Origin of the sequence: Nocardia arseniciresistens (genome assembly GCF_046764875.1) — a bacterium.
GTDB lineage: Bacteria > Actinomycetota > Actinomycetes > Mycobacteriales > Mycobacteriaceae > Nocardia > Nocardia arseniciresistens.
Genome location: NZ_JBKORD010000016.1, coordinates 25,882 through 50,242, shown reverse-complemented (window position 1 = coordinate 50,242; position 24,361 = coordinate 25,882). Strand labels below are relative to the sequence as shown.

The window sequence follows — 24,361 nt, the reverse complement described above, 5'->3', positions numbered from 1 at the left end:
GGGCGGCGTTCGAGGTCCTCTAGACTTCGAACAACTGTTCGCGTATCCGAAGGGGTGTTTTCGTGCGGGTGATGGGCGTCGATCCCGGGCTCACCCGGTGCGGCCTCAGCATCGTGGAGGGCGGGCTCGGCCGGAAGGTGACCGCGCTGGCTGTCGATGTGGTGCGCACTCCGCCGGATCTGGATTTGGCGCATCGACTGCTCGGCGTCGCGGACGCGGCCGAACTCTGGATGGACACCCACCTACCCGAAGCGGTGGCGATCGAGCGGGTGTTCGCACAGCACAATGTGAGTACCGCGATGGGTACCGCGCAGGCGGGCGGCGTGATCGCGCTCGCGGCGGTACGGCGGGGGATACCGGTCGCTTTCCACACACCCAGTGAGGTGAAGGCCGCCGTCACCGGCAACGGTTCGGCGGACAAGGCTCAGGTGACCGCGATGGTGACGCGTATTCTCGGGCTCCGAGTCGCGCCCAAACCCGCGGACGCGGCCGACGCGCTGGCCTTGGCGATCTGCCATTGCTGGCGTGCGCCGTTGATGGATCGGATGGCCAAGGCCGAGGCTCAGGCGGCCGCGGCGCAGCGACGGTACGCGGAAAAGCTTGCCGAACAACGGAAGGCGGTACGCAGGTGATCGCGTCGGTACGCGGTGAGGTGCTCGAGATCGCGCTCGATCACGTGGTGATCGAGGCGGCGGGCGTCGGATACCGGCTCAATGTCACCCCGGCAACGCTGTCCACGCTGACCCGTGGCGAGGAATCCCGGTTGTACACGGCGATGATCGTCCGCGAGGATTCGATGACGCTGTTCGGGTTCGCCGACACCGAATCCCGTGATCTTTTCGGCCTCTTGCAGACGGTGTCCGGCGTCGGACCCCGACTGGCCATGGCCGTACTCGCGGTGCTCGAACCGGAAGCGCTGCGCAAGGCGCTTGCGGAGAGCAATGTCGCCGCGCTGACCCGTGTCCCCGGTATCGGCAAACGTGGCGCCGAACGGATGGTCGTCGAATTGCGCGACAAGGTGAATCTCGTTCCCGTGCAGTCCGGCCCGCCGGGAACCACGGCGCTGCCGGTGGTCACGCCGGTGCGCGACCAGGTTGTCGAGGCGTTGACAGGGCTCGGCTTCCCGCTCAAGCAGGCGGAGCAGTCGGTCGACGCGGTACTGGCCGAAAAGCCCGCCGCCGACACCGCGACCACTTTGCGTGCGGCCCTCGCCTCGCTGGGCAAGAACCGGTAGCGGCGCATGGATTACGACGACACCGAACCCGATGCGGACGACGAATCCCAGGTCACCGCACGGCTTCTCGAGTCCGACGGTGAGGTCGAGGCCAGCCTTCGCCCGAAATCCCTCGACGACTTCATCGGCCAGCCCCGGGTGCGTGAACAGCTCGCCCTCGTGCTGCGCGGTGCCAAATTGCGTGGCGGCACACCCGACCACGTGCTGCTTTCGGGGCCGCCCGGCCTCGGCAAGACCAGCATGGCGATGATCATCGCGGGCGAACTCGGTACCGCACTGCGCATCACCTCGGGCCCCGCGCTGGAACGGGCGGGCGATCTTGCCGCGATGCTCAGCAATCTGGTCGACGGCGACGTGTTGTTCATCGATGAGATCCACCGCATCGCACGGCCTGCCGAGGAAATGCTCTATTTGGCCATGGAGGATTTCCGCGTCGATGTCGTCGTCGGCAAAGGTCCTGGCGCGACCTCGATACCGCTCGATATCGCCCCATTCACTCTGGTCGGTGCCACCACCCGCTCGGGCGCACTCACCGGCCCGCTGCGTGACCGCTTCGGCTTCACCGGCCACATGGACTTCTACGACCCCGACGAACTGCTGCGCATCTTGCAGCGCTCGGCACGCATCCTCGGCCTCAGTGTCGAGCCCGACGCTGCGGCCGAAATCGCGGGGCGCTCCCGTGGCACGCCCCGCATCGCGAACCGCCTGCTGCGCCGCGTCCGCGATTACGCAGAGGTGCGCGCCGACGGTCTGATCACCCTGCCCATCGCCAAGGCCGCACTCGAGGTCTACGACGTCGACGTCCTCGGTCTCGACCGTCTCGACCGCGCGGTGCTCACCGCCCTTGTCCGCGGCTTCGGCGGCGGCCCGGTGGGTGTCTCGACGCTGGCGGTCGCGGTAGGGGAGGAGGCGGCCACCGTCGAGGAGGTCTGCGAACCATTCCTCGTTCGCGCGGGCATGATCGCGCGAACTCCCCGAGGGCGCGTCGCCACCGCCTCGGCATGGGAGCACCTGGGCTTGGTCCCGCCACCGGACCTGATATTCGGCGCGATCGAAGTTCGCGGTCGCGAACCGCTACCGACTTCGGATGCCCTCGACTGATCTTGTGCGGCAGCCTTCGGCGCTACCTTGTTGCGGAACCTGTTTCAGCGGTGCGGGTGCGCCGGGTGCTCGAGTGCGGTGACGACCAGGTCGACGAACGCGTCCACCTCGCCGTGCTCGTACCCGCGAGTGCCGAGCCTGGACTCGGTGAACCGCACCGCGCGCACATCGGTGACGGTGAGACTGCCGGGTCCGCCGTGGGCGAGCGTGGCGGCGACCAGGTCGAGAAAGGCGTCGACCTCGTCGGTGTCGTAGCCACGTCGACCGATGCCGGCCTGCGAGAATTGCATCCGATGGACGTCGTCGGGTGTGAGCAGCGGCCCGGACCCATTGCCGGACGCGGGCACCGGCCGGCTGCCGAGCTGCCGGTACTCCAGTTCGGTCCGAATCTGATCGAGGAATTCATCGACCTGGTCGGCCTGGTAGCCGCGCCCGCCGAACCTGGGGGCGTCGAACGCGACGTGCCGAATGTCGTCGGCGGTGAGCGTGCCACGGCCGTCGAGGGTGGCGGCCACGAGTTCCAGAAAGGCGTCGACCTCTTCGGCGTGGTAGCCACGATGTCCGACCGGCGGCATGGGGAAATGGGTCCGGCTCACGTCCTCGGGGGTCACGCGCGACATTCTCTCAGGGCGGTTGCCCTGCGCTGACCGAGTACTGCTTCTTCGTACTGCGCGGTCTCTTGCGAACACGTGCGACCCCTATGTGGACACCGTCGATCTGCGTTCAGAGTAGCCTCCGGAATCGCGCTCGCACCCGCTGATATTCGACCCGCCCACCCCCGGCGATCGATCGCAGGAGGGTCTCTGTGCCACACCGGATCTGCGGTGGCGGGAGCGAGATCAGTCCTTGCGAACGCCATCGATGAGCAGCCGCCGGATTGCCTCGTTCAGGCCGTTGACGGCGGTGGTGTCGGGGCTGCGCATGCCGTGCACGATTCCGGCGATGAGCATGCCGGTGACGGCTTTCGCGGTATTGGTGGTGTCGAGGTCGGCGCGCAGATAGCCCAGTTCCACGCCGTGCGAGAGATATCCGGCGGTCAGCGCGTCGGCCATGTCCAGCAGGCCGTAGAGGCGCGCGGTGAGTTCGTCGTCGATGCCGGTGGCGTGGAACAGCAGCAGCTGGGCCACCCTGCGGTCCTCGACAAGAATGTGGTCGAGCGCGACGCCGATGCGGTCGAGCTGGGCCCGGTAGTCATCGAGCGAGGTCGCCGCGTCCGGGGCGTTCTCGGTGCCGAGGGCCTCCACGATGCGACCTGCGAGGTCGTCGATGACGTGATCGATGATGTCGCGCTTGTTGCTGAAGTACCGGTAGAAGGTGCCGTGCCCGATGCCGAGGATGCTCGCGATGTCCGCGATGCCGGTCGCGTGATAGCCCTTCTCCGCGAAACAGACGAAGGCGGTGTCGATGATGTCCTGGCGCAGTTCGGCTTTGCGTCGCTCGGCTCGCGTGGATGGCTTCGTCACCCTCACGATGATACTGTGTTCACAAGAGGAATGATGTGTCATTCCGTGAGGATTGATTCACATTTCATGCGAAATGGTTCACTCAGCAGGAGGTTCGACGTGGCGCCTCAGTTCGATGCGGTCGTTGTCGGTGCGGGTTTCGGCGGAATGGGTGCGGGCATCGAGCTCGACCGGCTCGGTCTGAGCAATTTCGTCATCCTGGAGCGCGAAGGCGATCTCGGCGGCACCTGGCACGTCAATCACTACCCGGGTCTTGCGGTCGACATCGCCTCGGTGACCTACTCGTACTCTTTCGAGCCCAACCCGTACTGGACGCGACTGTTCGCGCCGGGCAAGGAGCTCAAGAAGTACGCGGAGTTCGTCGCCGACAAGTACGGCCTCCGCCGCAGGATGCGTTTCGGCGCCGTGGTCGACGGCGCCCGCTGGGACGAGGAGCACCAGCACTGGGTTGTCTCCGTCGCAGGCGGTGAAACCCTCACCGGCCGTTACCTTCTCACTGCGACCGGCTTCCTCTCTCAGCCCTACACGCCGCCGTTCCCCGGCATCGAGTCCTTCGCGGGCAAGATCATCCACACCACCGCGTGGGAGGACGATTTCGACCTCACCGGCCGCAGGGCCGCGATCATCGGCACCGGCGCGACCGCTGTGCAGCTGGTGCCGGAGGCGGCCGAGAAGGTGGAGCATCTCACTGTCTTCCAGCGGACGCCGATCTGGGTGGTGCCGAAGGTCGACACCCAGATCCCCGGCCCGGTGCAGAAGCTGTTCGCGCGGGTGCCCGCCACCCAGAAGGCCGCCCGCCTGGTGAACACCAGCATGCTCGAGGCGCTGATGGTGCTCGGCGTGCTGCACTACAAGCAGGCCAAGCCGTTGAACAAGGCCGCGAGCCTGGTCGCGAAGGCGCACCTGCGCGCGCAGGTGAAGGATAAGGAAACGCGCAAGAAGCTGACCCCGCACTACGACTTCGGCTGTAAACGCCCGACCTTCTCCAACCTGTACTTCAAGACGTTCAACCGTCCGAACGTGCGACTGGAGACCAACTCGATCGAGCGCGTCGAGGCCGACGGCATCGTGACCGCCGACGGCCACAAGACCGAGATCGACACCCTGATCCTTGCCACCGGCTTCAACCTGTGGGACGTGAACTTCCCCGCCATCGAGATCATCGGCCGCGAGGGCGTCAACCTCGGAAAGTTCTGGCGCGACAACCGTTTCCAGGCCTACGAGGGCATCACCGTGCCCAAGTTCCCGAACCTCATCAGCCTCAACAGCCCGTACTCCTACAGCGGCCTGTCGTACTTCACCACCATCGAGGCCCAGATGAAGCACATGGGCAGGCTGCTGAAGGAAACTTTCCGTCGCGGTGAGACCACCTTCGAGGTGACCGAGCAGGCAAACTCCCACTTCTTGGACCGGGTGACCGAAAAGCTCGGCTCCTCGGTGTTCTACGGCGGCGACTGCTCGACCGCACGCAGCTATTACTTCAACCAGCACGGCGAGGCCGCGCTGCTGCGCCCGACCAGCACCCTCAGCGCCCACCGCGAGGCGGTCAGCTTCCCGCTGGAGGACTACAGCTACGGCAATTCGGCGTAATCGGCGAAGACACCCCGTTGTGTGAGCCCCGCGACCGAGGACTTCGGCCGCGGGGCTTGTCGATGCTAGGGCTGGAATCGGGACGTCAAGGGTGTGCCGGTGTGGCACTGGTGACACGAACTGGCAGACTGTTGAAATACTTGTCCACCCCCACCCAAGACTAGGGACTGACTTCGACGATGGAACTTCTGTTTCCGCTCCTGCTGCTAGCTCTGTTCGTTCCGATGTTCCTGATGTCTCGCCGCCAGAAGCGTGAGACGGCGAAGGTCAGCGAGATGCAGGACAGTCTGAAGGTCGGCGATCAGGTCACCACCACGTCGGGGCTGTATGGCACCGTGGTCGATCTCGACGACATCACTGTCGACCTCGAGATCGCCGAGGAGGTCGTCACCACGTGGCTGCGCCAGGCCATCCGTGAGGTGCGCACCGAGGATGTGGCCGAGGACGTGGCCGCGGACGTGCCCGAGACAGCGACCGAGACAGAGACAGAGACAGAGACAGAGACAGTCACCGACGAGGCCGTCGACGCTCCCGTCGAAGAGTCCAAGGATCAGACCGAAACCCGGCTGACCAAGGACTGACCGGCTCGATCGGTCATCGGTGAGCCCGCGCGCCGGTTGATCCCGCGGCCACCTCCCGGGCACCGGCGCCGCTGGTGCGTGCCCGCCCGTTCCATCTCGACTTTCTGCCTAGGAGATGACGTACTGTGCCACCTTCCCAGGGATCGGCGCATCCGCTCCGGCTGCTCGGCGTCTACGCCGCGCTGCTGGCCGTGATCTATGCGTTGGTGTTCTTCACCGGTGATAAAGCCCCGACACCCAAGCTCGGCATCGACCTACAGGGTGGTACCCGGGTCACGCTGACCGCACGCACTCCCGACGGCGGCAAGCCGAGCCAGGACAGCCTGAAGAAGGCGCAGGAGATCATCGAGAACCGGGTCAACGGCCTGGGTGTCGGTGGCTCCGAGGTCGTGATCGACGGTGACAATATCGTCATCACAGTGCCGGGTGACGACGGTCAGCAGGCGCGCGCGCTGGCGACCACCGCCAAGCTCTACATCCGCCCTGTGCTGCAAGCCGCGCCCGCGGCGGGCAAGGGCACGCCGCAGCAGGCGGTGCCGACACCCGCCGATGTGCCGCCGAGCAGCGCACCCGGCGATGTGCCGCCATCCAGTATTGCGCCCGAAGCGCCGCAGGAGGCCCCGCAGGACGTGGCGCCCGACTCGGTTCCGCAGCAGCGCGTCTTCCCCGCGCAGGCGCCCACCCAGCCGCCCGCACCGCCGGGTTCCCCGCAGGAACAGGCCCAGCAGGAAATCGCGACGGCCAAGGCCGTTCGGCAGAGCACCGACCCGACGATCCAGCAGGCCGCGATGGCCGCGATGGATTGCGGCAAGCTCGACCCGCTGGCAGGTAACGACGATCCGAACCTGCCGCTGGTCGCCTGCTCCACCGACGGCAACGAGGTGTTCCTGCTCGACAAGAGCCGCATCGACGGCCAGGAGATCAAGAACGCCACTGCCGGGCTCAATCAGCAGCAGGCACGGCACGAGGTGAACCTCGAATTCAAGTCCGGCGGCAGCGACGCGTGGGCCACGCTCACCGGTGAATACCTCAACAAGCGAGTCGCTTTCGTGCTCGACTCGAAGGTCGTCAGCGCACCCGTCGTGCAGGCGGGTCCGCAGCAGGGCGGCCGCACGACCATCAGCGGCAGTTTCACCGCCACCAGCGCGAAGGAACTCGCGAACACGCTGAAGTACGGTTCGCTGCCGCTGTCGTTCCAGACCTCGGAGGCCGAAACCGTCTCGGCGACGCTCGGTCTTTCCTCGTTGAAGGCAGGCCTGCTCGCGGGCGGTGTCGGTCTTGTCGTAGTGCTGCTCTACTGCCTGGCCTACTACCGGATGCTCGGTTTCCTGACCGGGCTGTCGCTGGTCGCTTCCGGTCTCGCGGTGTACGGCATCATGGTGCTGCTCGGGCGGTGGATCGGTTTCACCCTCGACCTGGCAGGTATCGCCGGTCTGATCATCGGCATCGGTATGACCGCCGACTCGTTCGTGGTGTTCTTCGAACGCATCAAGGACGAGATGCGTGAGGGCCGCAGCTTCCGCTCGGCCGTGCCACGCGGCTGGCAGCGTGCGCGCCGCACCATCCTGTCCGGCAACGCGGTGAGCTTCATCGCCGCCGCGGTGCTCTACGCGCTGGCCGTCGGCCAGGTGCGTGGCTTCGCGTTCACCCTCGGCCTCACCACCGTGCTCGACGTGGTGGTGGTGTTCCTGGTGACCGCGCCGCTGGTGATGCTCTCGTCGAGGACGAGCTGGTGGGCGAACCCGTCGGTGAACGGCCTCGGTGCGATCCAAAAGGTAGCCCGCGAGCGCAGGGCGGCCGATGCCGCACTCGGGAAGGCGTGAGGACGCAATGACCAACAGCCACACCACGTCCTCGACGCACAAGCACGAGGAAGATCCCGAAACCGACGACGTGCGGTACGCGGAGCAGCCCAAGCACAGCTTCCTCAACCGGCTCTACACCGGTACCGGAGCGATCGACGTCATCGGCAAGCGACGCAATTGGTACCTGGTCACCGCCGCCATCGTGCTGATCTCGTTGGGCAGCATCGCGTTTCGCGGCTTCACCCTCGGCATCGACTTCGAGGGCGGATCACGGATCCAGTTCCCGGCGGGCACCGCGACCACCAGCCAGGTGGAAGACGTCTACCGCGCCGCCATCGGCACCGACCCGGTGTCGGTGCAGACGGTGGGCACCGGCTCGTCGACCACGATGCTGATCCGTTCGGAGGCGCTGGACACCAGTCAGGTGTCCGCGCTCAACAATGCGTTGTTCACCCAGTTCCAGCCCAAGGACAGGAACGGTAACCCGAGCCAGGCGGCGATCAGCACCTCCGACGTCAGCGAAACCTGGGGCGGTCAGATCACCCGTAAGGCGCTCCTCGCGCTCGCGGTGTTCCTGGTGCTTGTCGCCATCTACATCACCGTCCGCTTCGAACGGGACATGGCGATCGCCGCGCTCGCCGCGTTGGGCTTCGACCTGTCGGTGACGGCGGGCGTGTACTCGATCGTCGGCCTCGAAGTCACTCCGGCCACCGTGATCGGCATGCTCACCATCTTGGGCTTCTCGCTCTACGACTCGGTCGTCGTCTTCGACAAGGTCGAGGAAAACACCAGGGGCATCCTGCATTTGAACCGTCGGACCTACGGCGAGCAGGCCAACCTCGCGGTGAACCAGACCCTGATGCGCTCCATCAACACCGCGCTGATCGGCGTGCTGCCGATCGTCGGCCTGATGGTGATCGCGGTCTGGATGCTCGGCGTCGGCACCCTCAAGGATCTGGCGCTCGTGCAGTTGGTCGGCCTGTTGGTCGGCACCTACTCCTCGATCTTCTTCGCCACCCCGTTGCTGGTGTCGATCAAGGAACGCTGGGGCCCGGTGGCGGCGCACACCAAGAAGGTGGAGGCCAAGCGGTCCGGTGTCGCGGCGGCGCGTGCGGGGGCCGAGGCGCAGCGACGCGCGGTCGCCGCGACAGGCCGGGGTTACGGCGATGCACCGCGGCGGGTGCGGGAGCCGGGCGATGCGCCTCGGCCCGGCGCGCGGCCGAGCGGGAAACGGTCCAAGAAGAGGCACTGACCTACAGGCAGGGGTTTCGTTTCATGCAGTCGCTAGCGGTACGCGTGATCGGAGCGGTGGCTGCGGGCACCCTGGCGGCCGGGCTGGTCGTCGGGTGTTCCGGTCAGAGTCAGGTACCGTCCATCGGCTACGCCGTAGATGCCGTGATCGCCAGCTACAACGGTGGCAGCGCGCTCGGCGCCAGTAGTGGCTCCGCTGCCGTGTTCGGGCGGGTGCTGACGGGGTTCTTCTACACCGGACCCGACGGTCAGCAGGTCGCCGACACCGATGCGGGTACCGCGAAAGAGGTTCCCGGCGAGGCACAGACGGTGCAGTACCGGCTCAACCCGGACGGCGTGTACTCCGACGGGGTGCCCACCTCGTGTGACGACCTGGTGCTGGCCTGGGCCGCGCACAGTGGTCGGTTCACCAAGCCGGGTGATCGTGGGCCCGCGCCGCTGTTCGACGCGGCCGACAGCGCCGGGTACTCCGATATCGAGCGGGTCGACTGCCAGCCCGGCTCCAAGGATGCCACCGTTGTATTCCGGCCCGACCGGCATTTCCTGCCGTGGCGCACTCTGTTCACCGCGGGCGAGCTCATGCCGTCGCATGTGGCCGCGCGGGTGGCCAATGTGCCGAACGTGGTGTCGGCCTTGCAATCCGGTGAACCTGGCGGGATCCAGCGGTTGGCCGACTTCTGGAACAACGGCTGGACGATGAGTTCGGGAAATCTCGACGTGTCCAGGTTCCCGTCATCCGGGCCGTATCGGATCGAATCCTATTCCGCCGAGGACGGTTTGGTCCTTGTCTCGAACGAACGTTGGTGGGGTAACAAGGCCGAGACCGGACGCATTGTCGTGTGGCCGAAGACCGTCGATCTGAAGTCCAAGGTTTCCGACAACGCCATCGGAGTCGTCGATGCCGGCGCGGGATCGGTGAAAGACCTCAACCTGGACGGGTTTTCGGTGCGTGATGTGCCGGGCCGCGGCGTCGAGCAGTTGGTGCTCGGCACCGGCGCGGTGTTCGGCTCCGCCGATGCGCGCCGGGGGTTCGCTCTGTGTGTGCCGAGGCAGGCGCTGTTCGACAAGCTCGGCAAGGCGAAGGACGCACCGAAGACGGGCCTCGGTACCGCGCCGCTGAATTCCCGTATCGTGCAGCAGGACTCGCTGTACTATCCGGCAGTCATCGGCGCGGCCGACAAGTACCGCGGCAGCGACATCCCCGCCGCCACTGCTGCGCTGGGCAATGCCAAACCGACCATTCGCATCGGTTACCTGCAACCTGATGCCCGTCGCGCCCAGACCGTCGCGATGATCGCCGAGGCATGCAAGCCGGCGGGAATCACTGTCGTGGACGCCGGTTCCGCCGATTTCACCCCCACCGCGCTCACCGCGGGCAAGGTCGACGCCGTCCTCGCGAGCACCGCGTCGGCGCCGGGCCCGACCGGATCGCAGGCCGGTATCGCCTCGACCAGCGCGTTGCTTACAGGTAGCGGGCTCAATTTCGGTCGCTTCGGTAATGGGCGATACGATGCGATCGCCGATCAGCTTGCGGCCGACGACAACTCGACCGCAACGCTGAATCTGCTCACCGAAGCCGAAAACCTGCTGTGGTCGGAGATGCCGAGCATCCCCCTGTTCGCCAGTCCCCGCACCATCGCCTTCGGCAACGGTTTGCAGAACGGCATCGCCGGTCCCACGCAGGGCGGGACCGGCTGGAACATGGACCGCTGGGTGTTGAGGCGGTGACAAGTTGGTGTGGGTGATGGACCATGGAGAGGTGTCGATGAGCAAGCACGCGGCGGTCGAATCAAACGACCTGGCAAACGAGCGGACAACCAAGGCCGCCGAGTTGGTCGAGCGTCTTACCCGGTGGCGCGACGATTTCCCCACTCCTGGTGTTCGTTTTGCTGATCTGAGCCCGGTATTCGCCGATCCGGAAGCGTTCCGCGCCGTCATCGACTGTCTCGCGGACTGCGCGCCGCAGGCCGACCTGGTCGCGGGCGTGGATGCCCGTGGCTTCATCATCGGTGCGGGCGTCGCGGCCACCCTCGGTACCGGCGTCCTCGCGGTCCGCAAGGCGGGCAAGCTGCCCCCGCCGGTGATCACCCGCGAATACCGCCTCGAATACGGCACCGCGGCCCTGGAGATCCCGGCCGACGGCCTCGATCTGAAGGGCAAGCGTATTCTGCTGCTCGACGACGTCCTGGCCACCGGCGGCACCCTCGCTGCCGCGGCGGCACTCTTCGCCGACGCGGGTGCCGAAGTCGTCGCGGCGGCGGTGGTGCTGGAACTCGGCTTCCTCGGCGGCCGCGATCTCCAGGGCGATTACCCGTTGACCTCGGTGGTTCGCGCATAGTTTTGTTCGGGCCAGCGGTCGACGCCTGTGTGCTGTCGGGCCGCTGGCTTTTGCGTTTCCGGGGTGGGACGCTCGGTCTCCGACCTGCGTAAACGGTGTGATCCAAATATCACTGGCGCGATCGGTGCCGGTCTGCTTAATCTAGATGGGTCTTGTTCCCGTTGATCGGAGTCATGCCGTTGCTCTCATGAGGTAGCCACTCGGGCGACCCGCGTTTCGCGCGTCGCGTTCCGTTGCGACCTCTGGGGTGCACATGACCAATCTTTCTTTTTCCGATCTCACTTTCTCGTGGCCCGATGGGACGCCCGTATTCGACGGACTCGATGCGGTGCTCGGTCCCGGCCACCTCGGTCTGGTCGGCAGCAACGGTGAGGGCAAATCGACGCTGTTGCGGTTGATCGCGGGTGAACTGCTACCGGCACGTGGCTCGGTCACGGTCTCCGGTCGGCTCGGTTATCTGCGGCAGGACCTCGGGCTCGGTGACGGCCAGCGGGTGGACGAGGTGCTCGGCATCGCCGATACACGGAAAGCGTTGCACCGCATCGAATCCGGTATCGCACAGGACACCGACTTCGATATCGTCGGCGGCCAGTGGGACGTCGAGGAGAGCGCCGTCGCGCTGCTGGGCCGGTTGGGCCTGCATTATCTCGCCGATTCGACCGAGCAGCTCGATCGCAAGCTGGAAACCCTTTCCGGCGGCGAGACGGTACTGCTCGGTTTGGTGGCGCAGCTGCTGCGCGATCCCGATGTGCTGTTGCTCGATGAGCCGACGAACAACCTGGATCACGTGGCAAGGCAACGGCTTTACGCGGTGGTCGGGCAGTTCTCCGGCACCGTGCTCACCGTCAGCCACGACCGTGAGCTGCTGGACCGGATGACCTCGATCGTCGAGCTTCGGCAGGGTGAATTGCGTTTGTTCGGCGGCAATTTCAGCGAGTACGAGCGGATCATCGAAGCCGAGCAGGAGGCCGCGCGGGCCGCGATTCGCGATGCGCGCAGCGATGTGCGCAAGCAGTCACGCGAATTGGTGGATGCGAGGATCAAACTGGATCGCCGACTGCGCTACGGGCAGAAGATGTGGGACACCAAGCGCGAACCGAAAATCGTGATGAACGAACGGAAGCGGCAGGCGCAGGTTTCGGCGGGCAAGTTGCGCAACAATCACATCGACAAGGTCGATACCGCGAAGGAGCAGCTCCAGCAGGCGCAGGAGTTGCTGCGTGACGACAGGGAGATCCGGGTCGAACTGCCCGACACCCGGCTGTATCCGGGCCAGGACGTGATCGACCTCGACGAGGTCCAGTTGGCCTGCGGGCCGACGGTGCGGTTGCGGGTGAGCGGCCCGGAGCGGATCGCGCTCACCGGCCGCAACGGCATCGGCAAAACCACACTGCTGCACGGGATCGCCGAGGCGCCGCCGAAGGTTGCGTGGCGCATGCTGCCGCAACGCCTCGACGTCTTCGATGAGCGGCTTTCGGTATTCGAGAATGTCGCCGCGGCGGCACCGCACGCGTCGGCGGAGCGGATCCGAGCCCAGTTGGCCCGGTTCCTGTTCCGCGGTACCGATGCCGACGTCGCCGCCTCGGCGTTGTCCGGTGGTGAACGCCTACGTGCCGCGCTTGCCATGCTTTTGCTGGCCGACCCGGCACCGAAGCTGCTGCTGCTCGACGAGCCGACCAACAATCTCGACCTGCCGAGCCTGGTACACCTGACCCAGGCGCTCGCGAGTTTCGAGGGCGCGCTGATCGTGGTGAGCCACGACCCACGGTTCCTCGATGACATCGGGGTGACTCGTCGCGCGGAACTCACGGCCGGCGGTCTGGTCGAGACGCTGGTCCGGTAGTGCGGGCCCGCAGCACCGTGTTCTCCTCGGTGTCCGGCGCCCCACGCCCATGCGGGAGCACGACACCGAGGGGTGTGCGGCGCATTGTCGCGTGGGTGCCGCGCATCAAGCGGTGTGCGCGTCGGAGGCTCGCCTCAGCACGCCGGGGTGCCGGATCAGCCGGGGCCCCAGCGTGACGGCGAGCAACGTGAGCGGGAGCCACGGGCGTAGATGCGGGCTCAGCCTGCGGATGCGGCCGTCCTCGGCCAGCTCGATGACCATCGCCTCGGTCATCCGAAACGGCCCGATGGTGGCCTCTCCCAGCAGAACTCGCCGCGTGCCGTCGCCGATCTGATCGGTCCACCGCATCCCTGTCACGCCGCGGTACACCGCGGACATCAGGATCCGAAGGTCGTCGTGGCCCCGGAACACCAGTTTGCCGGAAACGGGGGAGGCCAGCTCGGCGTCGGGGGCGAGGGTATCCATCAATGCGTCGATATCGGCGGACTCTGTGGCTGTGCGGAACTGGGACACGGCATCGGTCATGGTCTCGGTCACCTCTCGTGCGCGCAATTGGGTCGAGCTGAACCTATCGGTAGTGACTTGCAAAAAGCAATGGACTACGCTGGCCGAGTGCCCAAGGCTGCCATGTCCGATATCGTCTGCTCGATCGCGCGCACCCTCGACGTGGTCGGCGAGCGGTGGACCCCGCTGATCCTGCGTGATCTGTTCGTCGGATTGAACCGATTCGAGGACATCCGCCGCGACCTCGGCATAGCGACGAACGTGCTCACCGCACGGCTGGAAACCCTGCGACAGCACGGCATCGTCGAAACCAGGGCCTACCAATCGAATCCGGTCCGCCACGAATACGTGCTCACCGAACAAGGCCGCGACCTCTACCCGGTGCTGACCATGCTCATCACGTGGGGCGACAAATGGCTCGCCGGTCCCGAAGGCCCACCGGCGCTTGTCGTGCACCGCGACTGCGGCCGAACAACCTCGGGCGTGGTCACATGCACCGAATGCGCGGCACCCCTCACCGCCGACAACGTCCACTGGCTACCCGGTCCCGGCTCCCACCGCGCGCCGGGCACCATGCTCATCGGCGACTACATCCAAGCCTCGGTCCCGCCGAGCGAGACATGACGGGGGAGCTTCTCGGTCGTCGCCTTGTGCGTGCCGGACTCGTGCTCAATCCATCTGTGCCGAGAGCTTTTTCGGGGCGACCTTGCGGTAGCCGTCGCGAATGATCTGGGTGATTTCCGACCAGTCCGGGTCGATGTCCAGACGGACGCCGATCCAGCCGCGGTGGCCGACGTACGGTGGAACGAAGAAGCGTTCGGGTTCGGTGTCGACCAGTTCGGCCTGCACACCGTCCGGGGCCGGACACCAGATCGTCGCCCCCGGCTCGCGGTAGGCGTCCTCGGCGTACATCGTGAACACCGTCTTGGCGCGCACGAAGAAATTGGGGACGCCGTGGCTGAGTCGCTCACTGCTCTCCGGTAATACCAGGCAAATCGCCCGTATCCGCGCCAACGGATCCATAGTCGGAGTGTAGGTGTACCGTCCCGACTTTCGGCGTTGGACCGCGGGCACAAGGATGTATCCATGGGTATCGAGTTGAACGTCGCGGGGGTGTGCCGCGAACCCGCTGAAGATTTTCTCCAGCAGGTGCAACAGTGGTTGCGGACCGGCCCTGCCGGTGCGCGGATCGACTGGGCCTCGACATCGGCGCCATTCCGCAATGCGTTCGAGACGTCGGGGGATCAACTGCTCGCCGTGCTGCATCCTGCGGCCGAGCCGGTCGATCTGCGCGCGGCACACGGGCAGGTGGTGGTGAGCGCGGGGTGCGCGCCCGCGGGTCCGGGCTATCACCGGCATGTCGGTGCGGTCCTGCACGAAATGGCCAGGGAATTCGACATTGTCTGGGATGAGGGGACCGAGGACCCGCTCGGGCTCGCCGATAATCGAGCGGAGGTCGAACGGGACTATCTGATGTGGATTCGGACGCTCGCGCACACCGTGCTCACTCAGGTTCCGAACGAAGACAACGTGGTGTCGCTCGGTTTGTCCCTCGGCAGCGACCAGTTCGACTACGAAGGTTTGGCAGCGACCTGGCTGGGGCCACGCGACGTCGATTGGTTCCGTGCGGTCGCCGACGGTGACGAAGCCGAGGCCATCCGGTTCTTCCCCTGGTGGGAGGACGGCTGGACCGCACGCACCTTCCGTGACACCTCGCTCGGCATCATGTGGAACGACGTGCGCTGGCGTATCCCCACGGACGAGGACGACGCACCCGCCTTGCGTCAGGCCGACACCCTGCTCGCCGAGGCGAGCCGTCTCGATCTCACACTCGAACTGCCGTGGGCCGCCTGGCACGAGTTGCGCGGACTGCTCGGCTCGCTGGAACCCGTCGTCGACGGCGCACCCCCGGACCTGGACGAACGCGCCGTCCGCGACGTCGGTGTCCGGCCAGGATATCGACGCCGCCCGGTCTTCACCTCGATGCTGCCCGGCTGGAGTCTGCGCATACCAGGCGATTTCACCTACGGCTGGGACGGCGACCGTTGGTGGGCATGGGACGGCGAGCGCCAAATCGACATCACCGTGCTCCGCGTGGACGACGAGAAGTCGGGCCCACCACCCGCCGCCATGCTGCAATACGGCGCGAACGCGACCGAAGGCCACCGCGGCGAACCGGTGTTGGGCGGCCCAGGCGACGGCTGGTGGCTGCCCTCCAGCGAAACCGACGAAGCCGGTGTCCAGGGCATCGCCAGCCACCGCAACGGTGAATTGCTCCTCGTCACCATCAGCGTCCCCGACGAGGAGATGAACTGGGCAATCGAAACCTGGCAGTCCCTGCGGTATTCACCCGGCTGAGGACGGGCAGTACCGATACGTCGCGAGGTGTGAGGACGGCTGACCCGGGGGCGGGGAGGTGGGTATCCGATCCGGCGCGGCGGTGTTCAGCGCGCAAAAGCCCTGTACCTCAACTATCAATCGAGGTGCAGGGCTCTCGGCTTCCACAGCTACGGACGGTCGAACTCACCGTCGTTCACGCCACCGGTGAAGGCGGTCCACTCGCCGGGGTGAACACCAGGGCCGGACCGGTCGGGTTCTTGGAGTCACGAACACCGACCATGCCCGCATCGAGGAACGCGATCTCGACGCACTCCTTGCCTGACGAGCTTCGGCTGGACTTGAACCACTTCGCCCCGGAAAGGTCGACGCTCACTCGGAGTACTCCTTTGCTACTTCCAGGATCAGTTGCCTGGACGGGTACTAGCTCCGACGCTACTAGGGGCGGTCGAATTCGCCATCGTTCACGCCACCGGTGAATGCGTCCCATTCACTAGGAGTGAACACCAGCGCCGGGCCGGACGGGTTCTTGGAATCCCGCACGCCGACCAGGCCCCCGTCGAGGTGCGCGACCTCCACGCAATCCTTCGTTGAGCCGCTGCGGCTGGACTTGAACCACTCGGCCCCGGACAGGTCGATGTTCACTCGGCATACCCCTTTGCTACAGACAGGATCAGGCTCCTGGACTTGCCTCGATCCAACGCTACCCGGTTTATCTCTCGTAACGCATGACGATAACGTTCCACCTCCGCGTCCCGCTCCAAGTACAGATCGCCCGCATATTCCTCGACGTAGACGATCGGAGGCTCAACGAGCTTGGACTGTGGCAACTCCGGGAACTCCAGCAAGCTGAACGATCCAACATACGACCCGAGAATGCTACGTGCACTGAACGGCACCACGCGCACTGAAACATTAGGCAGCTCAGCCACTTTTGCGAGATGGTGCATCTGTCCGGCCATGACAGTCGATCCTCCCACCTGATCACGGAGCACCGACTCCAACAGGATGACGTCGACCGTGAAGTGAGGATTCTCGAGACGTGTTTGCCTTCGCGTAGCCCACTCGATTCGCTTCTCGATCACATCGGCGGGCGCATCCGGGGATTCTGCCCAGGCAATCTCACGTCGATACTCAGGAGTCTGAAGCAGTCCCGGGAGGATCGCTACCTTCCAGGCAGTCAACCGGGACGCTGACTCCTCTAGAGCCAGATAGTGATCGAAGTCCGTTGCTATCTGGTCCGCGTAAGCCCTCCACCAGCCCCCGCCGCGCTCGCGCGCTGAGCGAACTTCTTGCACCAGACCGAGCAGTGTTTTCCGCTCCACGTCGGTGGCGCTGAATGCATCGCACAGGGCGTTGACCATCATGTTGGTGACGCGCGTGGATTGGCCTTCCTCCATGCGGCCGATTGACTGCGGTGAAGTCTCACCCGCCCTCGCCGCGTCGGCTTGGGTCATCGCCTTGGCTGTGCGAAGTCTGCGGAGCTCGCGGCCAAGGGCCCGGCGCGGCAGGGTACTTCCGGTAGCGCTCATGTCGTTAGCCTCGCTGTCGAGTGAGCTGTCTTTTGGAGGCCGTCAACTGGCAGCATCCACCCGGCGGCATCCGCAGCAAAAGTACGGCATCTACCAATCGAATTCAGGTGTTTGAGGATTCCAACCTTGGCGGTTTGGGTGTGTTCTGGACCTGCGCCGGAGAGATGACTCCCTTCCTCCGTCAGGAGCTATGAGGGCCCGGCGCACCCAAGCCGCAAGTCGATGCCCCGGAGGTCGGCAGATGCCGAAAAGTGAGCTTCCGCAACGAGTCCCGTTCGCCGGGCCGCCAACCAGCTATGTGGGCGCAACGGCCGATGTGGTCGAGACGTTCGCGTCCGCGCTGCGTGAGTGGGCTGGTGAGCCGATGGCCGCTGAGTCGTCCCGGTGCCGGGGTGTCGAGTCCTCCGGCATCGGGCGCACGAACGACGAGACCGCGCGTTTGGAAGGTGGGCTGTAATGCGTCGAGATCGTTTGCGTACCACCGAATCACCGGACAGCAGGAAGGTCGCTGTATGGCGGTTGATCGGTCGTGATTGTCAGATTCTTCGATTCCAGAATCGTGCCGATGCGTCTGCCGCGTATCGATGGCCGAGCGGCAGATCATTGCCCAGCGCGCAGCGTGGTCTCGTGTTGTTCGATGGTGTTGCGCTGCCTGATCTTTGGGAAGTCCGCATGATGTTCCCCGGTCATCTGGATCTGTGGGACGCGGTCCGTGACGATCTGTGGGCGGCGTTGCTGTGCATGACGGATCCGCCCGCCTGGTCGCGGGGAATGTAGATGTCGGACCCGGTCCCGTATCTGCCGTCCGGTGCGGTCGCTCCTTCGGTGCGTGAGCTTCTGGCGGTCTTTCACGAGGACACTGCCCACAAGCTCGCGATCGCGCCGACCGACAGCTTGCCGATCGTTCACGGGTCGGACGGAACTTTCCGCGCGGTGGACGAGGACGGGTGGCCTGATGTGTATGACGACCTCGACAAGCTGGAAGCCCTTCCTGTCCGACCGATCAGCGTCCGAGGCACCGAGACACCGCTGCATGAATCGCCGTAAACTGGACATGGTCGCGCGACACGCGGTTGCGACCGGCCGGGCGAAATGGTTCGAGCCCTTGTTGCGAGCGACCTGCGAGTGGATGATTGCCGCAACCAATATGCGCTCGAAATGATCTCTGTGTCAGAGCATTCGGTGAGCAGACGTCGACAGCCCGGACGGTGGAACCGCTTTCGATTCGAGGATGGGAACGCGATGGTGACGAGGAACTTGAGCCAGCTGGAGCTGCTGATCGAGCTGGAACCGGTTGCCGAGCAAAATGTGAACCGGCATCTGTCCATAGCGAAGGACTGGCATCCGCACGACTATGTGCCGTGGGACCAGGGCCGCAATTTCGCGGCCATGGGCGGAATCGACTGGGAACCGGGGCAGTCCAAGCTCAGTGAGCTGGCCAAGGCCGCGATGATCACCAACCTGCTCACCGAGGACAATCTGCCGTCCTACCACCGGCTGATCGCCGACTCGTTCTCCCAGGACGGCGCGTGGGGGACCTGGGTGGGGCGCTGGACCGCCGAGGAGAACCGCCACGGTGTCGCCATGCGGGACTACCTGGTCGTGACCCGAGGTGTGGACCCGGTCGCCCTCGAAGCGGCGCGGATGATTCACATGACCAACGGTGTGATCGACCCGACCGGGGCCGGCGATACCGGTTTCTTGCGGGGCGTCACCTACGTGACCTTCCAGGAGTTGGCCACCCGCGTCAGTCATCGCAATACCGGCAGGGTCTGTGAGGACCCGATCGCGGACCGCATGCTGCAACGTATCGCCGCCGACGAGAACCTGCACATGATCTTCTATCGCAATCTGTGCGCCGCGGCCCTGGATCTGGCCCCCGACCAGACCCTCGAAGCCGTCTCCTTCATCATCAAGAACTTCCAGATGCCCGGGGCGGGCATGCCCAACTTCCGCCGCAACAGTGTCCTGATGGCCAAACACGGCATCTACGACCTGCGCCAGCATCTGGAAGAGGTCATCTCACCGGTCCTGCGCATCTGGAATGTCTTCGAACGGACCGACTTCTCACCCCGTGGCGAGCAGATCCGCGACGACCTGGCCGCCTTCCTCGACAAGCTCGGCAAGGACGTCCTCAGATTCGAGGAACAGCGTGACCGCGCCCTCGCCCGCGAGGCCATGAAGCGCGAGCGCCAAGCCATCTGAACCGTGCCTCGACCGGAATACAACCATCGGCGGCGTCGGTTGCAATAACCATGACTAGACCTGTTCTGCAACCGGGCCCCGATCATCCGATCACCGTCACACCGCACCCGGAGCGCGTTGTCGTCCGCGTGCACGGACACGTGGTCATCGATACCGAGAACGCACTGGTTCTGCAAGAAGCGTCGTATCCGCCGGTCTACTACCTCCCGTTGGCCGACGCCGAGGATTCGGTGCTCGAGCGCACCGAGACGGCCACCTACTGCCCCTACAAGGGCGAGGCGAGCTACTTCACGGTCTCGGTCGGTGGCGCACAGAGCATCGACGCGGGATGGGCATACGAGTCGCCGTACCCGGCGGTCGCCGAGATCAAGAATCACATCGCGTTCTACCCCGATCGCGTCGACGCTCCGTAACAGCTGGAGCGGTCGCAGCGGCTTCGGACTATCGCCCGAGACCGAGCGTGTCGGAAACGCATTGTGATACTTGGATATGCGCATTAATGACGTTTGCCCGGAATGGCGTTGTCCGGTGGCCGCAATAGTCTGCGTCCTGCAAGAGCGCAAGGACGTCGAAAGAGCTGCGGTAGAGGAAGGTCCGCGCTAGTTGTCCGCCTGGATCGGCGCGACTTTGTAGACGGCGTAGCTGTTGCCGATGACGGAGTAGGAGACGTTGCGGACCGGGACTCCGCCTGCGGTGCGACCGAATTCGGTGCCGTTGTGGGCGTGGCCGTGGATTGCGAGAGCGGCGCGCCCCGCGTCGACTGCTTCGGCGAGATCGTGGCAGCCGAGGCCCGCGTAGATCTTGCGAGGCTCGCCGACCAGGGTGTCGGTGACGGGGGCGAAATGCATGAGGGCGATTCGGGTTTCGCAGGTGAGGGTGTCCAGGGCCTGCCGAAGGCGCAGCGCGTCGACAGGGCCGCGCCGCGTTCGGGCACGGTGTTCGGTGGTGCCTTCGTCGGGCGTGCCGGGGTAGTGGGGGAATCCGCCGCTGCCGCCCATTACGCCCGCGATGCCGAGTTGGATGCCCGCTATGTCGAGGGTGATTGCTTCTCCGTCGAGCATGTGCACGCCGAGCGCGGTGAGCATGGTGGCGATGCGATAGCCCTGCCTGCGGTCGTGGTCGTGATTGCCTAATACCGCGACGACCGGAACGGGGAGCGCGGCGATTTCGGCGCAGAGCAGATCGGCCTCGTTCAGCCTGCCGCCCTCGGTGAGGTCGCCCGCCAACAGCAGCACGTCGGCGTGTGCGGCCAGGTCGGTGAAGGCGGAGCGGAAGGCGCCGACCATAGAGTCACGCATGTGCAAATCCGCGACAGCGGCGATTCGGATGTTTCGGTTCCCGCTGGAGGGCATGTTTGTCAGCCAGCCACATGGCCGGCCGGGTGTCAATCGGTATACCGCACCGGTCGCCCAGGTTAACCGCTTCGAACTGGGTGAATAGGTTTTCGCTATCGAATGTTCAGTGGCCGTTCAGCGGGGCAACGCGCGGTGGCGCGGCCGGTGAAACATCCATGAACAATCGTGCGGCGCGCTTCCGGAGCGTCACGTCCGCCCGATTCTGGTCACCGCCGACCACGGGCACCGGCCCGAGGGTGGCCACGGCGGCCAATCATCCGATGAGACAACGAATTTCGTGATCGCACGCGGATCCGACTTCGCCACGGGCAGCACCGACAACCGCTACTGTCTGGTCGACATCACCCCCACCGTGCTCGATCTGCTCGACGCCCCAGCCGACCCCGCCTCCGATGGTCATTCCATGCTGGCCCGACCTCGCGGGCACGTCGGGATCATCGACGCGGTCCTGCCGCAAGGGGTTCGCTAGCACGCCGCTGAGCCTGTTCATCGGCGTCGCGCGACCGCTGCCACCGCTACTCGCGCGACAACCATGATGGTCCCCTATCGATCCGGTACCGGACGCCGAAGTCGGGGCGGGGCTAGAGTTGATGAGGGCGGATATGGCGGTCGGATAGGGTGGTCCGACCGCGGCGTGGAGAGGTGGTGGCATGACTCAGCATCTAGGCGAGGCGAATGTCGAGCAATCGGCGGCGGCCTCGCCGACGAATGGTGCGGCGGCCACCCCGGAGGAAAGAGTGAAGGCTGCCACCGCTGCCGCGGAGCCCGCGGCGAGTAATTCGACTCCGTCGCGCCAGCCGGGAACCTCGGCGGCGGTGCCGACGTCGGCCTCGCGCCGGGTGCGGGCGCGGTTGGCGCGGCGGATGACCGGCCAGCGTGGGATCGCGGCGGTCAAGCCGGTGCTGGAGCCGCTCGCCAGCGTGCATCGTGAGCTGTATCCGAAGGCGAATCTCACGCTGTTGCAGCGTGCGTTCGATGTCGCCGACGAGCGCCACGCGCATCAGTTCCGCAAGTCGGGTGACCCGTACATCACCCACCCACTCGCGGTGGCCAATATTCTGGCCGAGCTCGGCATGGACACGACCACGCTGGTCGCGGCGCTGTTGCACGACACCGTGGAGGACACCGGGTACTCGCTCGAGCAGCTGACCACGGACTTCGGGCCGGAGATCGCGCATCTGGTCGACGGCGTCACCAAGCTGGACAAGGTCAACCTCGGTGCCGCCGCGGAGGCCGAGACGATCCGCAAGATGATCATCGCGATGGCGCGGGATCCGCGCGTGCTGGTGATCAAGGTGGCCGACCGGCTGCACAACATGCGCACCATGCGTTTCCTGCCGCCGGAGAAGCAGGCGAAGAAGGCCAAGGAAACCCTCGAGGTGATCGCGCCGCTAGCGCATCGCCTCGGCATGGCGACGGTCAAATGGGAACTGGAGGACCTCGCCTTCGCGATCCTGCACCCGAAGAAGTACGACGAGATCGTGCGGTTGGTCGCCGACCGGGCACCCTCGCGCGATACCTATCTGGCGCGGGTGCGCGCCGAGATCGTGAACACCCTTGCCGCGTCCCGGATCAATGCGATCGTCGAGGGCAGGCCCAAGCATTACTGGTCGATCTATCAGAAGATGATCGTCAAGGGTAAAGACTTCGACGACATCCATGACCTGGTCGGTATCCGCATCCTGTGCGACGAGGTCCGCGACTGCTACGCCGCGGTCGGTGTCGTGCACTCGTTGTGGCAGCCGATGGCGGGCCGGTTCAAGGACTACATCGCCCAGCCGCGTTACGGCGTCTACCAGTCGCTGCACACCACCGTCGTCGGTCCGGACGGCAAGCCACTCGAGGTGCAGATCCGTACCCAGGACATGCACCGCACCGCCGAGTTCGGCATCGCGGCGCACTGGCGCTACAAGGAGACCCGAGGCAAGCACTCGAACGACTCCACCGAGGTCGACGACATGGCGTGGATGCGCCAGCTGCTGGACTGGCAGCGGGAGGCGGCCGACCCGGCCGAGTTCCTGGAGTCGCTGCGCTTCGACCTGAAGTCGCCGGAGATCTTCGTGTTCACCCCGAAGGGTGATGTGATCACCCTGCCGCAGAAGTCGACGCCGGTCGATTTCGCGTACGCGGTGCACACCGAGGTCGGGCACAAATGCATCGGCGCCCGTGTGAACGGCAGGCTCGTCGCACTGGAACGGCAGCTGGAGAACGGCGAGGTCATCGAGGTGTTCACCTCGAAGGCGCAGAACGCGGGACCGAGCCGCGACTGGCAGAACTTCGTGGTGTCCCCGCGCGCCAAGGCCAAGATTCGGCAGTGGTTCGCGAAGGAACGCCGTGAGGAGGCACTGGAGAGCGGTAAGGAGCAGATCGGCAAGGAAGTCCGCAGGGGCGGGCTGCCATTGCAGCGGTTGATGAGCGTGGACGCGATGACCGCGGTCGCGCACGAGCTGCACTACACCGACATCTCGATGCTCTACGCCGCCGTCGGCGAGCACCAGGTATCCGCGCAGCATGTCGTGCAGCGCCTGATGGCGCAGCTCGGCGGTATCGGCGACGTGGAGAACGAGCTCGCGGAGCGCTCCACTCCGTCGACGACACCCAACCGCCAGCGCGTCACCGGCGATGCGGGTGTGCTGATCCCCGGCGCGACCGGCACCGTGGCCAAGCTGGCCAAATGCTGCACCCCCGTGCCCGGCGACGAGATCATGGGCTTCGTGACCCGGGGTGGCGCGGTCAGCGTGCATCGGACCGATTGCACCAATGCCGGTTCGCTGCGCGATCAGGCCGAGCGCATCATCGACGTGGAATGGGCGCCGTCGCCGTCGTCGGTGTTCTTGGTGGCCATCCAGATCGAGGCGCTCGATCGCACCCGCCTGCTGTCGGATGTGACGAAGGTACTCGCCGACGAAAAGGTGAACATCCTCTCCGCCTCGGTGGCCACGCACGGCGATCGGGTCGCGATCAGCAAGTTCACCTTCGAGATGGGCGATCCGAAGCATCTGGGTCACCTGCTCAACGTGGTGCGCAATGTCGAAGGCGTCTATGACGTCTACCGCGTCACCTCGGCCACCTGAGTGGCCGAGATGCGTCAAGCTAGCTGAACATCGCCGCAGGTCACCGGGTTTGGCCCGGTGGCCTGCGCTATTTTTCCGGCACAGACGTTCGCGGGGCCGCCTTGTTCGCCGTAATGCGAAGTCCAGGTTGATGATTCGAATCGGCAGC

At 65.6% G+C, this 24,361-nt stretch carries 27 protein-coding genes; 19 read left to right on the top strand and 8 right to left on the bottom strand.

Annotated features, from left to right (window positions below; all coding sequences use genetic code 11):
* Positions 1-62: 62 nt before the first annotated feature.
* The 3 genes from ruvC to ruvB are packed head-to-tail and all read left to right on the top strand — an operon-like array spanning position 63 to position 2,335.
* Positions 63-632: a crossover junction endodeoxyribonuclease RuvC gene (ruvC, locus tag ACLMAJ_RS27450; RefSeq protein WP_412016737.1), complete on the top strand. Its 570-nt coding sequence runs from the start codon at positions 63-65 to the stop codon at positions 630-632.
* A complete protein-coding gene (gene ruvA / locus ACLMAJ_RS27445) occupies positions 629-1,234 on the top strand; it encodes a Holliday junction branch migration protein RuvA (protein ID WP_412016736.1) in 606 nt (201 codons plus the stop codon). Before ruvC ends, ruvA begins: the two co-directional genes overlap by 4 nt.
* 6 nt (positions 1,235-1,240) lie before the next feature.
* Positions 1,241-2,335, top strand: a complete 1,095-nt coding sequence (gene ruvB / locus ACLMAJ_RS27440) for a Holliday junction branch migration DNA helicase RuvB (RefSeq protein ID WP_412016735.1) — start codon at positions 1,241-1,243, stop codon at positions 2,333-2,335.
* A gap of 44 nt (positions 2,336-2,379) precedes the next feature.
* Here ruvB and ACLMAJ_RS27435 read toward each other — a convergent pair whose 3' ends face one another.
* A complete protein-coding gene (locus ACLMAJ_RS27435) occupies positions 2,380-2,955 on the bottom strand; it encodes a DivIVA domain-containing protein (RefSeq protein ID WP_412016734.1) in 576 nt (191 codons plus the stop codon).
* Between the two features lie 219 nt (positions 2,956-3,174).
* Positions 3,175-3,840: a TetR/AcrR family transcriptional regulator gene (locus ACLMAJ_RS27430; RefSeq protein ID WP_412016733.1), complete on the bottom strand. Its 666-nt coding sequence runs from the start codon at positions 3,838-3,840 to the stop codon at positions 3,175-3,177.
* Between the two features lie 57 nt (positions 3,841-3,897).
* Here ACLMAJ_RS27430 and ACLMAJ_RS27425 point away from each other — a divergent pair, with 57 nt between their 5' ends.
* The 7 genes from ACLMAJ_RS27425 (at position 3,898) to ACLMAJ_RS27395 (ending at position 13,206) form a co-directional block, all read left to right on the top strand.
* Complete coding sequence (locus tag ACLMAJ_RS27425) at positions 3,898-5,388, top strand: flavin-containing monooxygenase (protein ID WP_412016732.1); 1,491 nt, start codon at positions 3,898-3,900, stop codon at positions 5,386-5,388.
* A gap of 179 nt (positions 5,389-5,567) precedes the next feature.
* Positions 5,568-5,969, top strand: coding sequence for a preprotein translocase subunit YajC (yajC, locus tag ACLMAJ_RS27420; protein ID WP_412016731.1), 402 nt, complete (start codon positions 5,568-5,570; stop codon positions 5,967-5,969).
* A gap of 125 nt (positions 5,970-6,094) precedes the next feature.
* Positions 6,095-7,792: a protein translocase subunit SecD gene (gene secD / locus ACLMAJ_RS27415; RefSeq protein ID WP_412016730.1), complete on the top strand. Its 1,698-nt coding sequence runs from the start codon at positions 6,095-6,097 to the stop codon at positions 7,790-7,792.
* Positions 7,770-9,026, top strand: coding sequence for a protein translocase subunit SecF (gene secF / locus ACLMAJ_RS27410; protein WP_412016729.1), 1,257 nt, complete (start codon positions 7,770-7,772; stop codon positions 9,024-9,026). The genes secD and secF overlap by 23 nt, the downstream gene beginning before the upstream one ends.
* Before the next feature lie 23 nt (positions 9,027-9,049).
* Positions 9,050-10,753 (top strand): ABC transporter substrate-binding protein, encoded by a 1,704-nt coding sequence (locus ACLMAJ_RS27405; RefSeq protein WP_412016728.1) that lies wholly within the window; start codon positions 9,050-9,052, stop codon positions 10,751-10,753.
* A 37-nt stretch (positions 10,754-10,790) separates the two neighbouring features.
* Positions 10,791-11,363 carry an adenine phosphoribosyltransferase gene (locus tag ACLMAJ_RS27400; RefSeq protein ID WP_412016727.1) on the top strand — a complete coding sequence of 191 codons (573 nt, stop codon included), beginning with the start codon at positions 10,791-10,793 and terminating at the stop codon, positions 11,361-11,363.
* A gap of 253 nt (positions 11,364-11,616) precedes the next feature.
* Positions 11,617-13,206 (top strand): ABC-F family ATP-binding cassette domain-containing protein, encoded by a 1,590-nt coding sequence (locus ACLMAJ_RS27395; RefSeq protein WP_412016726.1) that lies wholly within the window; start codon positions 11,617-11,619, stop codon positions 13,204-13,206.
* Positions 13,207-13,311: 105 nt separating this feature from the next.
* On the opposite strand, the gene ACLMAJ_RS27390 is transcribed toward ACLMAJ_RS27395, so the two are convergent.
* Positions 13,312-13,731 carry a nuclear transport factor 2 family protein gene (locus ACLMAJ_RS27390; RefSeq protein WP_412016725.1) on the bottom strand — a complete coding sequence of 140 codons (420 nt, stop codon included), beginning with the start codon at positions 13,729-13,731 and terminating at the stop codon, positions 13,312-13,314.
* A gap of 87 nt (positions 13,732-13,818) precedes the next feature.
* Between ACLMAJ_RS27390 and ACLMAJ_RS27385 the strand changes: the two genes are divergently transcribed.
* Entirely contained in the window at positions 13,819-14,334 is a 516-nt protein-coding gene (locus ACLMAJ_RS27385; protein WP_412016724.1) for a winged helix-turn-helix transcriptional regulator, read from the top strand.
* 45 nt (positions 14,335-14,379) lie between these two features.
* On the opposite strand, the gene ACLMAJ_RS27380 is transcribed toward ACLMAJ_RS27385, so the two are convergent.
* Positions 14,380-14,733, bottom strand: coding sequence for an MmcQ/YjbR family DNA-binding protein (locus ACLMAJ_RS27380; protein WP_412016723.1), 354 nt, complete (start codon positions 14,731-14,733; stop codon positions 14,380-14,382).
* Between the two features lie 63 nt (positions 14,734-14,796).
* Between ACLMAJ_RS27380 and ACLMAJ_RS27375 the strand changes: the two genes are divergently transcribed.
* Positions 14,797-16,068 carry a hypothetical protein gene (locus ACLMAJ_RS27375; protein ID WP_412016722.1) on the top strand — a complete coding sequence of 424 codons (1,272 nt, stop codon included), beginning with the start codon at positions 14,797-14,799 and terminating at the stop codon, positions 16,066-16,068.
* 175 nt (positions 16,069-16,243) lie between these two features.
* On the opposite strand, the gene ACLMAJ_RS27370 is transcribed toward ACLMAJ_RS27375, so the two are convergent.
* From ACLMAJ_RS27370 to ACLMAJ_RS27360, 3 genes are all read right to left on the bottom strand, one after another.
* The gene (locus ACLMAJ_RS27370) at positions 16,244-16,423 is read right to left on the bottom strand and encodes a DUF397 domain-containing protein (RefSeq protein ID WP_412016721.1); all 180 of its coding nucleotides are present in this window, start codon (positions 16,421-16,423) and stop codon (positions 16,244-16,246) included.
* A 62-nt stretch (positions 16,424-16,485) separates the two neighbouring features.
* Positions 16,486-16,692, bottom strand: coding sequence for a DUF397 domain-containing protein (locus tag ACLMAJ_RS27365; RefSeq protein ID WP_412016720.1), 207 nt, complete (start codon positions 16,690-16,692; stop codon positions 16,486-16,488).
* Positions 16,689-17,579 carry a helix-turn-helix domain-containing protein gene (locus ACLMAJ_RS27360; RefSeq protein ID WP_412016719.1) on the bottom strand — a complete coding sequence of 297 codons (891 nt, stop codon included), beginning with the start codon at positions 17,577-17,579 and terminating at the stop codon, positions 16,689-16,691. The genes ACLMAJ_RS27365 and ACLMAJ_RS27360 overlap by 4 nt, the downstream gene beginning before the upstream one ends.
* 241 nt (positions 17,580-17,820) lie before the next feature.
* Between ACLMAJ_RS27360 and ACLMAJ_RS27355 the strand changes: the two genes are divergently transcribed.
* The 5 genes from ACLMAJ_RS27355 to ACLMAJ_RS27335 all read left to right on the top strand — a co-directional run bounded on the left by ACLMAJ_RS27355 (position 17,821) and on the right by ACLMAJ_RS27335 (position 20,197).
* Positions 17,821-18,036 carry a hypothetical protein gene (locus tag ACLMAJ_RS27355; RefSeq protein ID WP_412016718.1) on the top strand — a complete coding sequence of 72 codons (216 nt, stop codon included), beginning with the start codon at positions 17,821-17,823 and terminating at the stop codon, positions 18,034-18,036.
* 170 nt (positions 18,037-18,206) lie between these two features.
* Positions 18,207-18,356 carry a hypothetical protein gene (locus tag ACLMAJ_RS27350; protein WP_412013087.1) on the top strand — a complete coding sequence of 50 codons (150 nt, stop codon included), beginning with the start codon at positions 18,207-18,209 and terminating at the stop codon, positions 18,354-18,356.
* Entirely contained in the window at positions 18,357-18,626 is a 270-nt protein-coding gene (locus ACLMAJ_RS27345) for a hypothetical protein (RefSeq protein ID WP_412016717.1), read from the top strand.
* Positions 18,627-18,824: 198 nt separating this feature from the next.
* Positions 18,825-19,784 (top strand): acyl-ACP desaturase, encoded by a 960-nt coding sequence (locus tag ACLMAJ_RS27340; RefSeq protein ID WP_412016888.1) that lies wholly within the window; start codon positions 18,825-18,827, stop codon positions 19,782-19,784.
* 50 nt (positions 19,785-19,834) lie between these two features.
* Positions 19,835-20,197: a DUF427 domain-containing protein gene (locus ACLMAJ_RS27335; protein ID WP_412016716.1), complete on the top strand. Its 363-nt coding sequence runs from the start codon at positions 19,835-19,837 to the stop codon at positions 20,195-20,197.
* A 186-nt stretch (positions 20,198-20,383) separates the two neighbouring features.
* On the opposite strand, the gene ACLMAJ_RS27330 is transcribed toward ACLMAJ_RS27335, so the two are convergent.
* Positions 20,384-21,082 (bottom strand): metallophosphoesterase family protein, encoded by a 699-nt coding sequence (locus tag ACLMAJ_RS27330; protein WP_412016715.1) that lies wholly within the window; start codon positions 21,080-21,082, stop codon positions 20,384-20,386.
* Positions 21,083-21,416: 334 nt separating this feature from the next.
* On the opposite strand from ACLMAJ_RS27330, the gene ACLMAJ_RS27325 reads away from it, so the two are divergent.
* Positions 21,417-21,608, top strand: a complete 192-nt coding sequence (locus tag ACLMAJ_RS27325) for a hypothetical protein (RefSeq protein ID WP_412016714.1) — start codon at positions 21,417-21,419, stop codon at positions 21,606-21,608.
* Positions 21,609-21,789: 181 nt separating this feature from the next.
* Entirely contained in the window at positions 21,790-24,213 is a 2,424-nt protein-coding gene (locus tag ACLMAJ_RS27320) for a RelA/SpoT family protein (protein ID WP_412016713.1), read from the top strand.
* The last annotated feature ends 148 nt before the right edge of the window (positions 24,214-24,361 follow it).

Excerpts from the sequence above, each read along its gene's own strand:
- ruvB (WP_412016735.1), top strand. The coding sequence starts at position 1,241 with ATGGATTACGACGACACCGAACCCGATGCGGACGACGAATCCCAGGTC.
- ACLMAJ_RS27435 (WP_412016734.1), bottom strand. The coding sequence starts at position 2,955 with ATGTCGCGCGTGACCCCCGAGGACGTGAGCCGGACCCATTTCCCCATG.
- ACLMAJ_RS27430 (WP_412016733.1), bottom strand. The coding sequence starts at position 3,840 with ATGACACATCATTCCTCTTGTGAACACAGTATCATCGTGAGGGTGACG.
- yajC (WP_412016731.1), top strand. The coding sequence starts at position 5,568 with ATGGAACTTCTGTTTCCGCTCCTGCTGCTAGCTCTGTTCGTTCCGATG.
- secF (WP_412016729.1), top strand. The coding sequence starts at position 7,770 with ATGCCGCACTCGGGAAGGCGTGAGGACGCAATGACCAACAGCCACACC.
- ACLMAJ_RS27405 (WP_412016728.1), top strand. The coding sequence starts at position 9,050 with ATGCAGTCGCTAGCGGTACGCGTGATCGGAGCGGTGGCTGCGGGCACC.
- ACLMAJ_RS27400 (WP_412016727.1), top strand. The coding sequence starts at position 10,791 with ATGAGCAAGCACGCGGCGGTCGAATCAAACGACCTGGCAAACGAGCGG.
- ACLMAJ_RS27395 (WP_412016726.1), top strand. The coding sequence starts at position 11,617 with ATGACCAATCTTTCTTTTTCCGATCTCACTTTCTCGTGGCCCGATGGG.
- ACLMAJ_RS27390 (WP_412016725.1), bottom strand. The coding sequence starts at position 13,731 with ATGACCGATGCCGTGTCCCAGTTCCGCACAGCCACAGAGTCCGCCGAT.
- ACLMAJ_RS27380 (WP_412016723.1), bottom strand. The coding sequence starts at position 14,733 with ATGGATCCGTTGGCGCGGATACGGGCGATTTGCCTGGTATTACCGGAG.
- ACLMAJ_RS27375 (WP_412016722.1), top strand. The coding sequence starts at position 14,797 with ATGGGTATCGAGTTGAACGTCGCGGGGGTGTGCCGCGAACCCGCTGAA.
- ACLMAJ_RS27360 (WP_412016719.1), bottom strand. The coding sequence starts at position 17,579 with ATGAGCGCTACCGGAAGTACCCTGCCGCGCCGGGCCCTTGGCCGCGAG.
- ACLMAJ_RS27355 (WP_412016718.1), top strand. The coding sequence starts at position 17,821 with ATGCCGAAAAGTGAGCTTCCGCAACGAGTCCCGTTCGCCGGGCCGCCA.
- ACLMAJ_RS27345 (WP_412016717.1), top strand. The coding sequence starts at position 18,357 with ATGTCGGACCCGGTCCCGTATCTGCCGTCCGGTGCGGTCGCTCCTTCG.
- ACLMAJ_RS27335 (WP_412016716.1), top strand. The coding sequence starts at position 19,835 with ATGACTAGACCTGTTCTGCAACCGGGCCCCGATCATCCGATCACCGTC.
- ACLMAJ_RS27330 (WP_412016715.1), bottom strand. The coding sequence starts at position 21,082 with ATGCGTGACTCTATGGTCGGCGCCTTCCGCTCCGCCTTCACCGACCTG.
- ACLMAJ_RS27320 (WP_412016713.1), top strand. The coding sequence starts at position 21,790 with ATGACTCAGCATCTAGGCGAGGCGAATGTCGAGCAATCGGCGGCGGCC.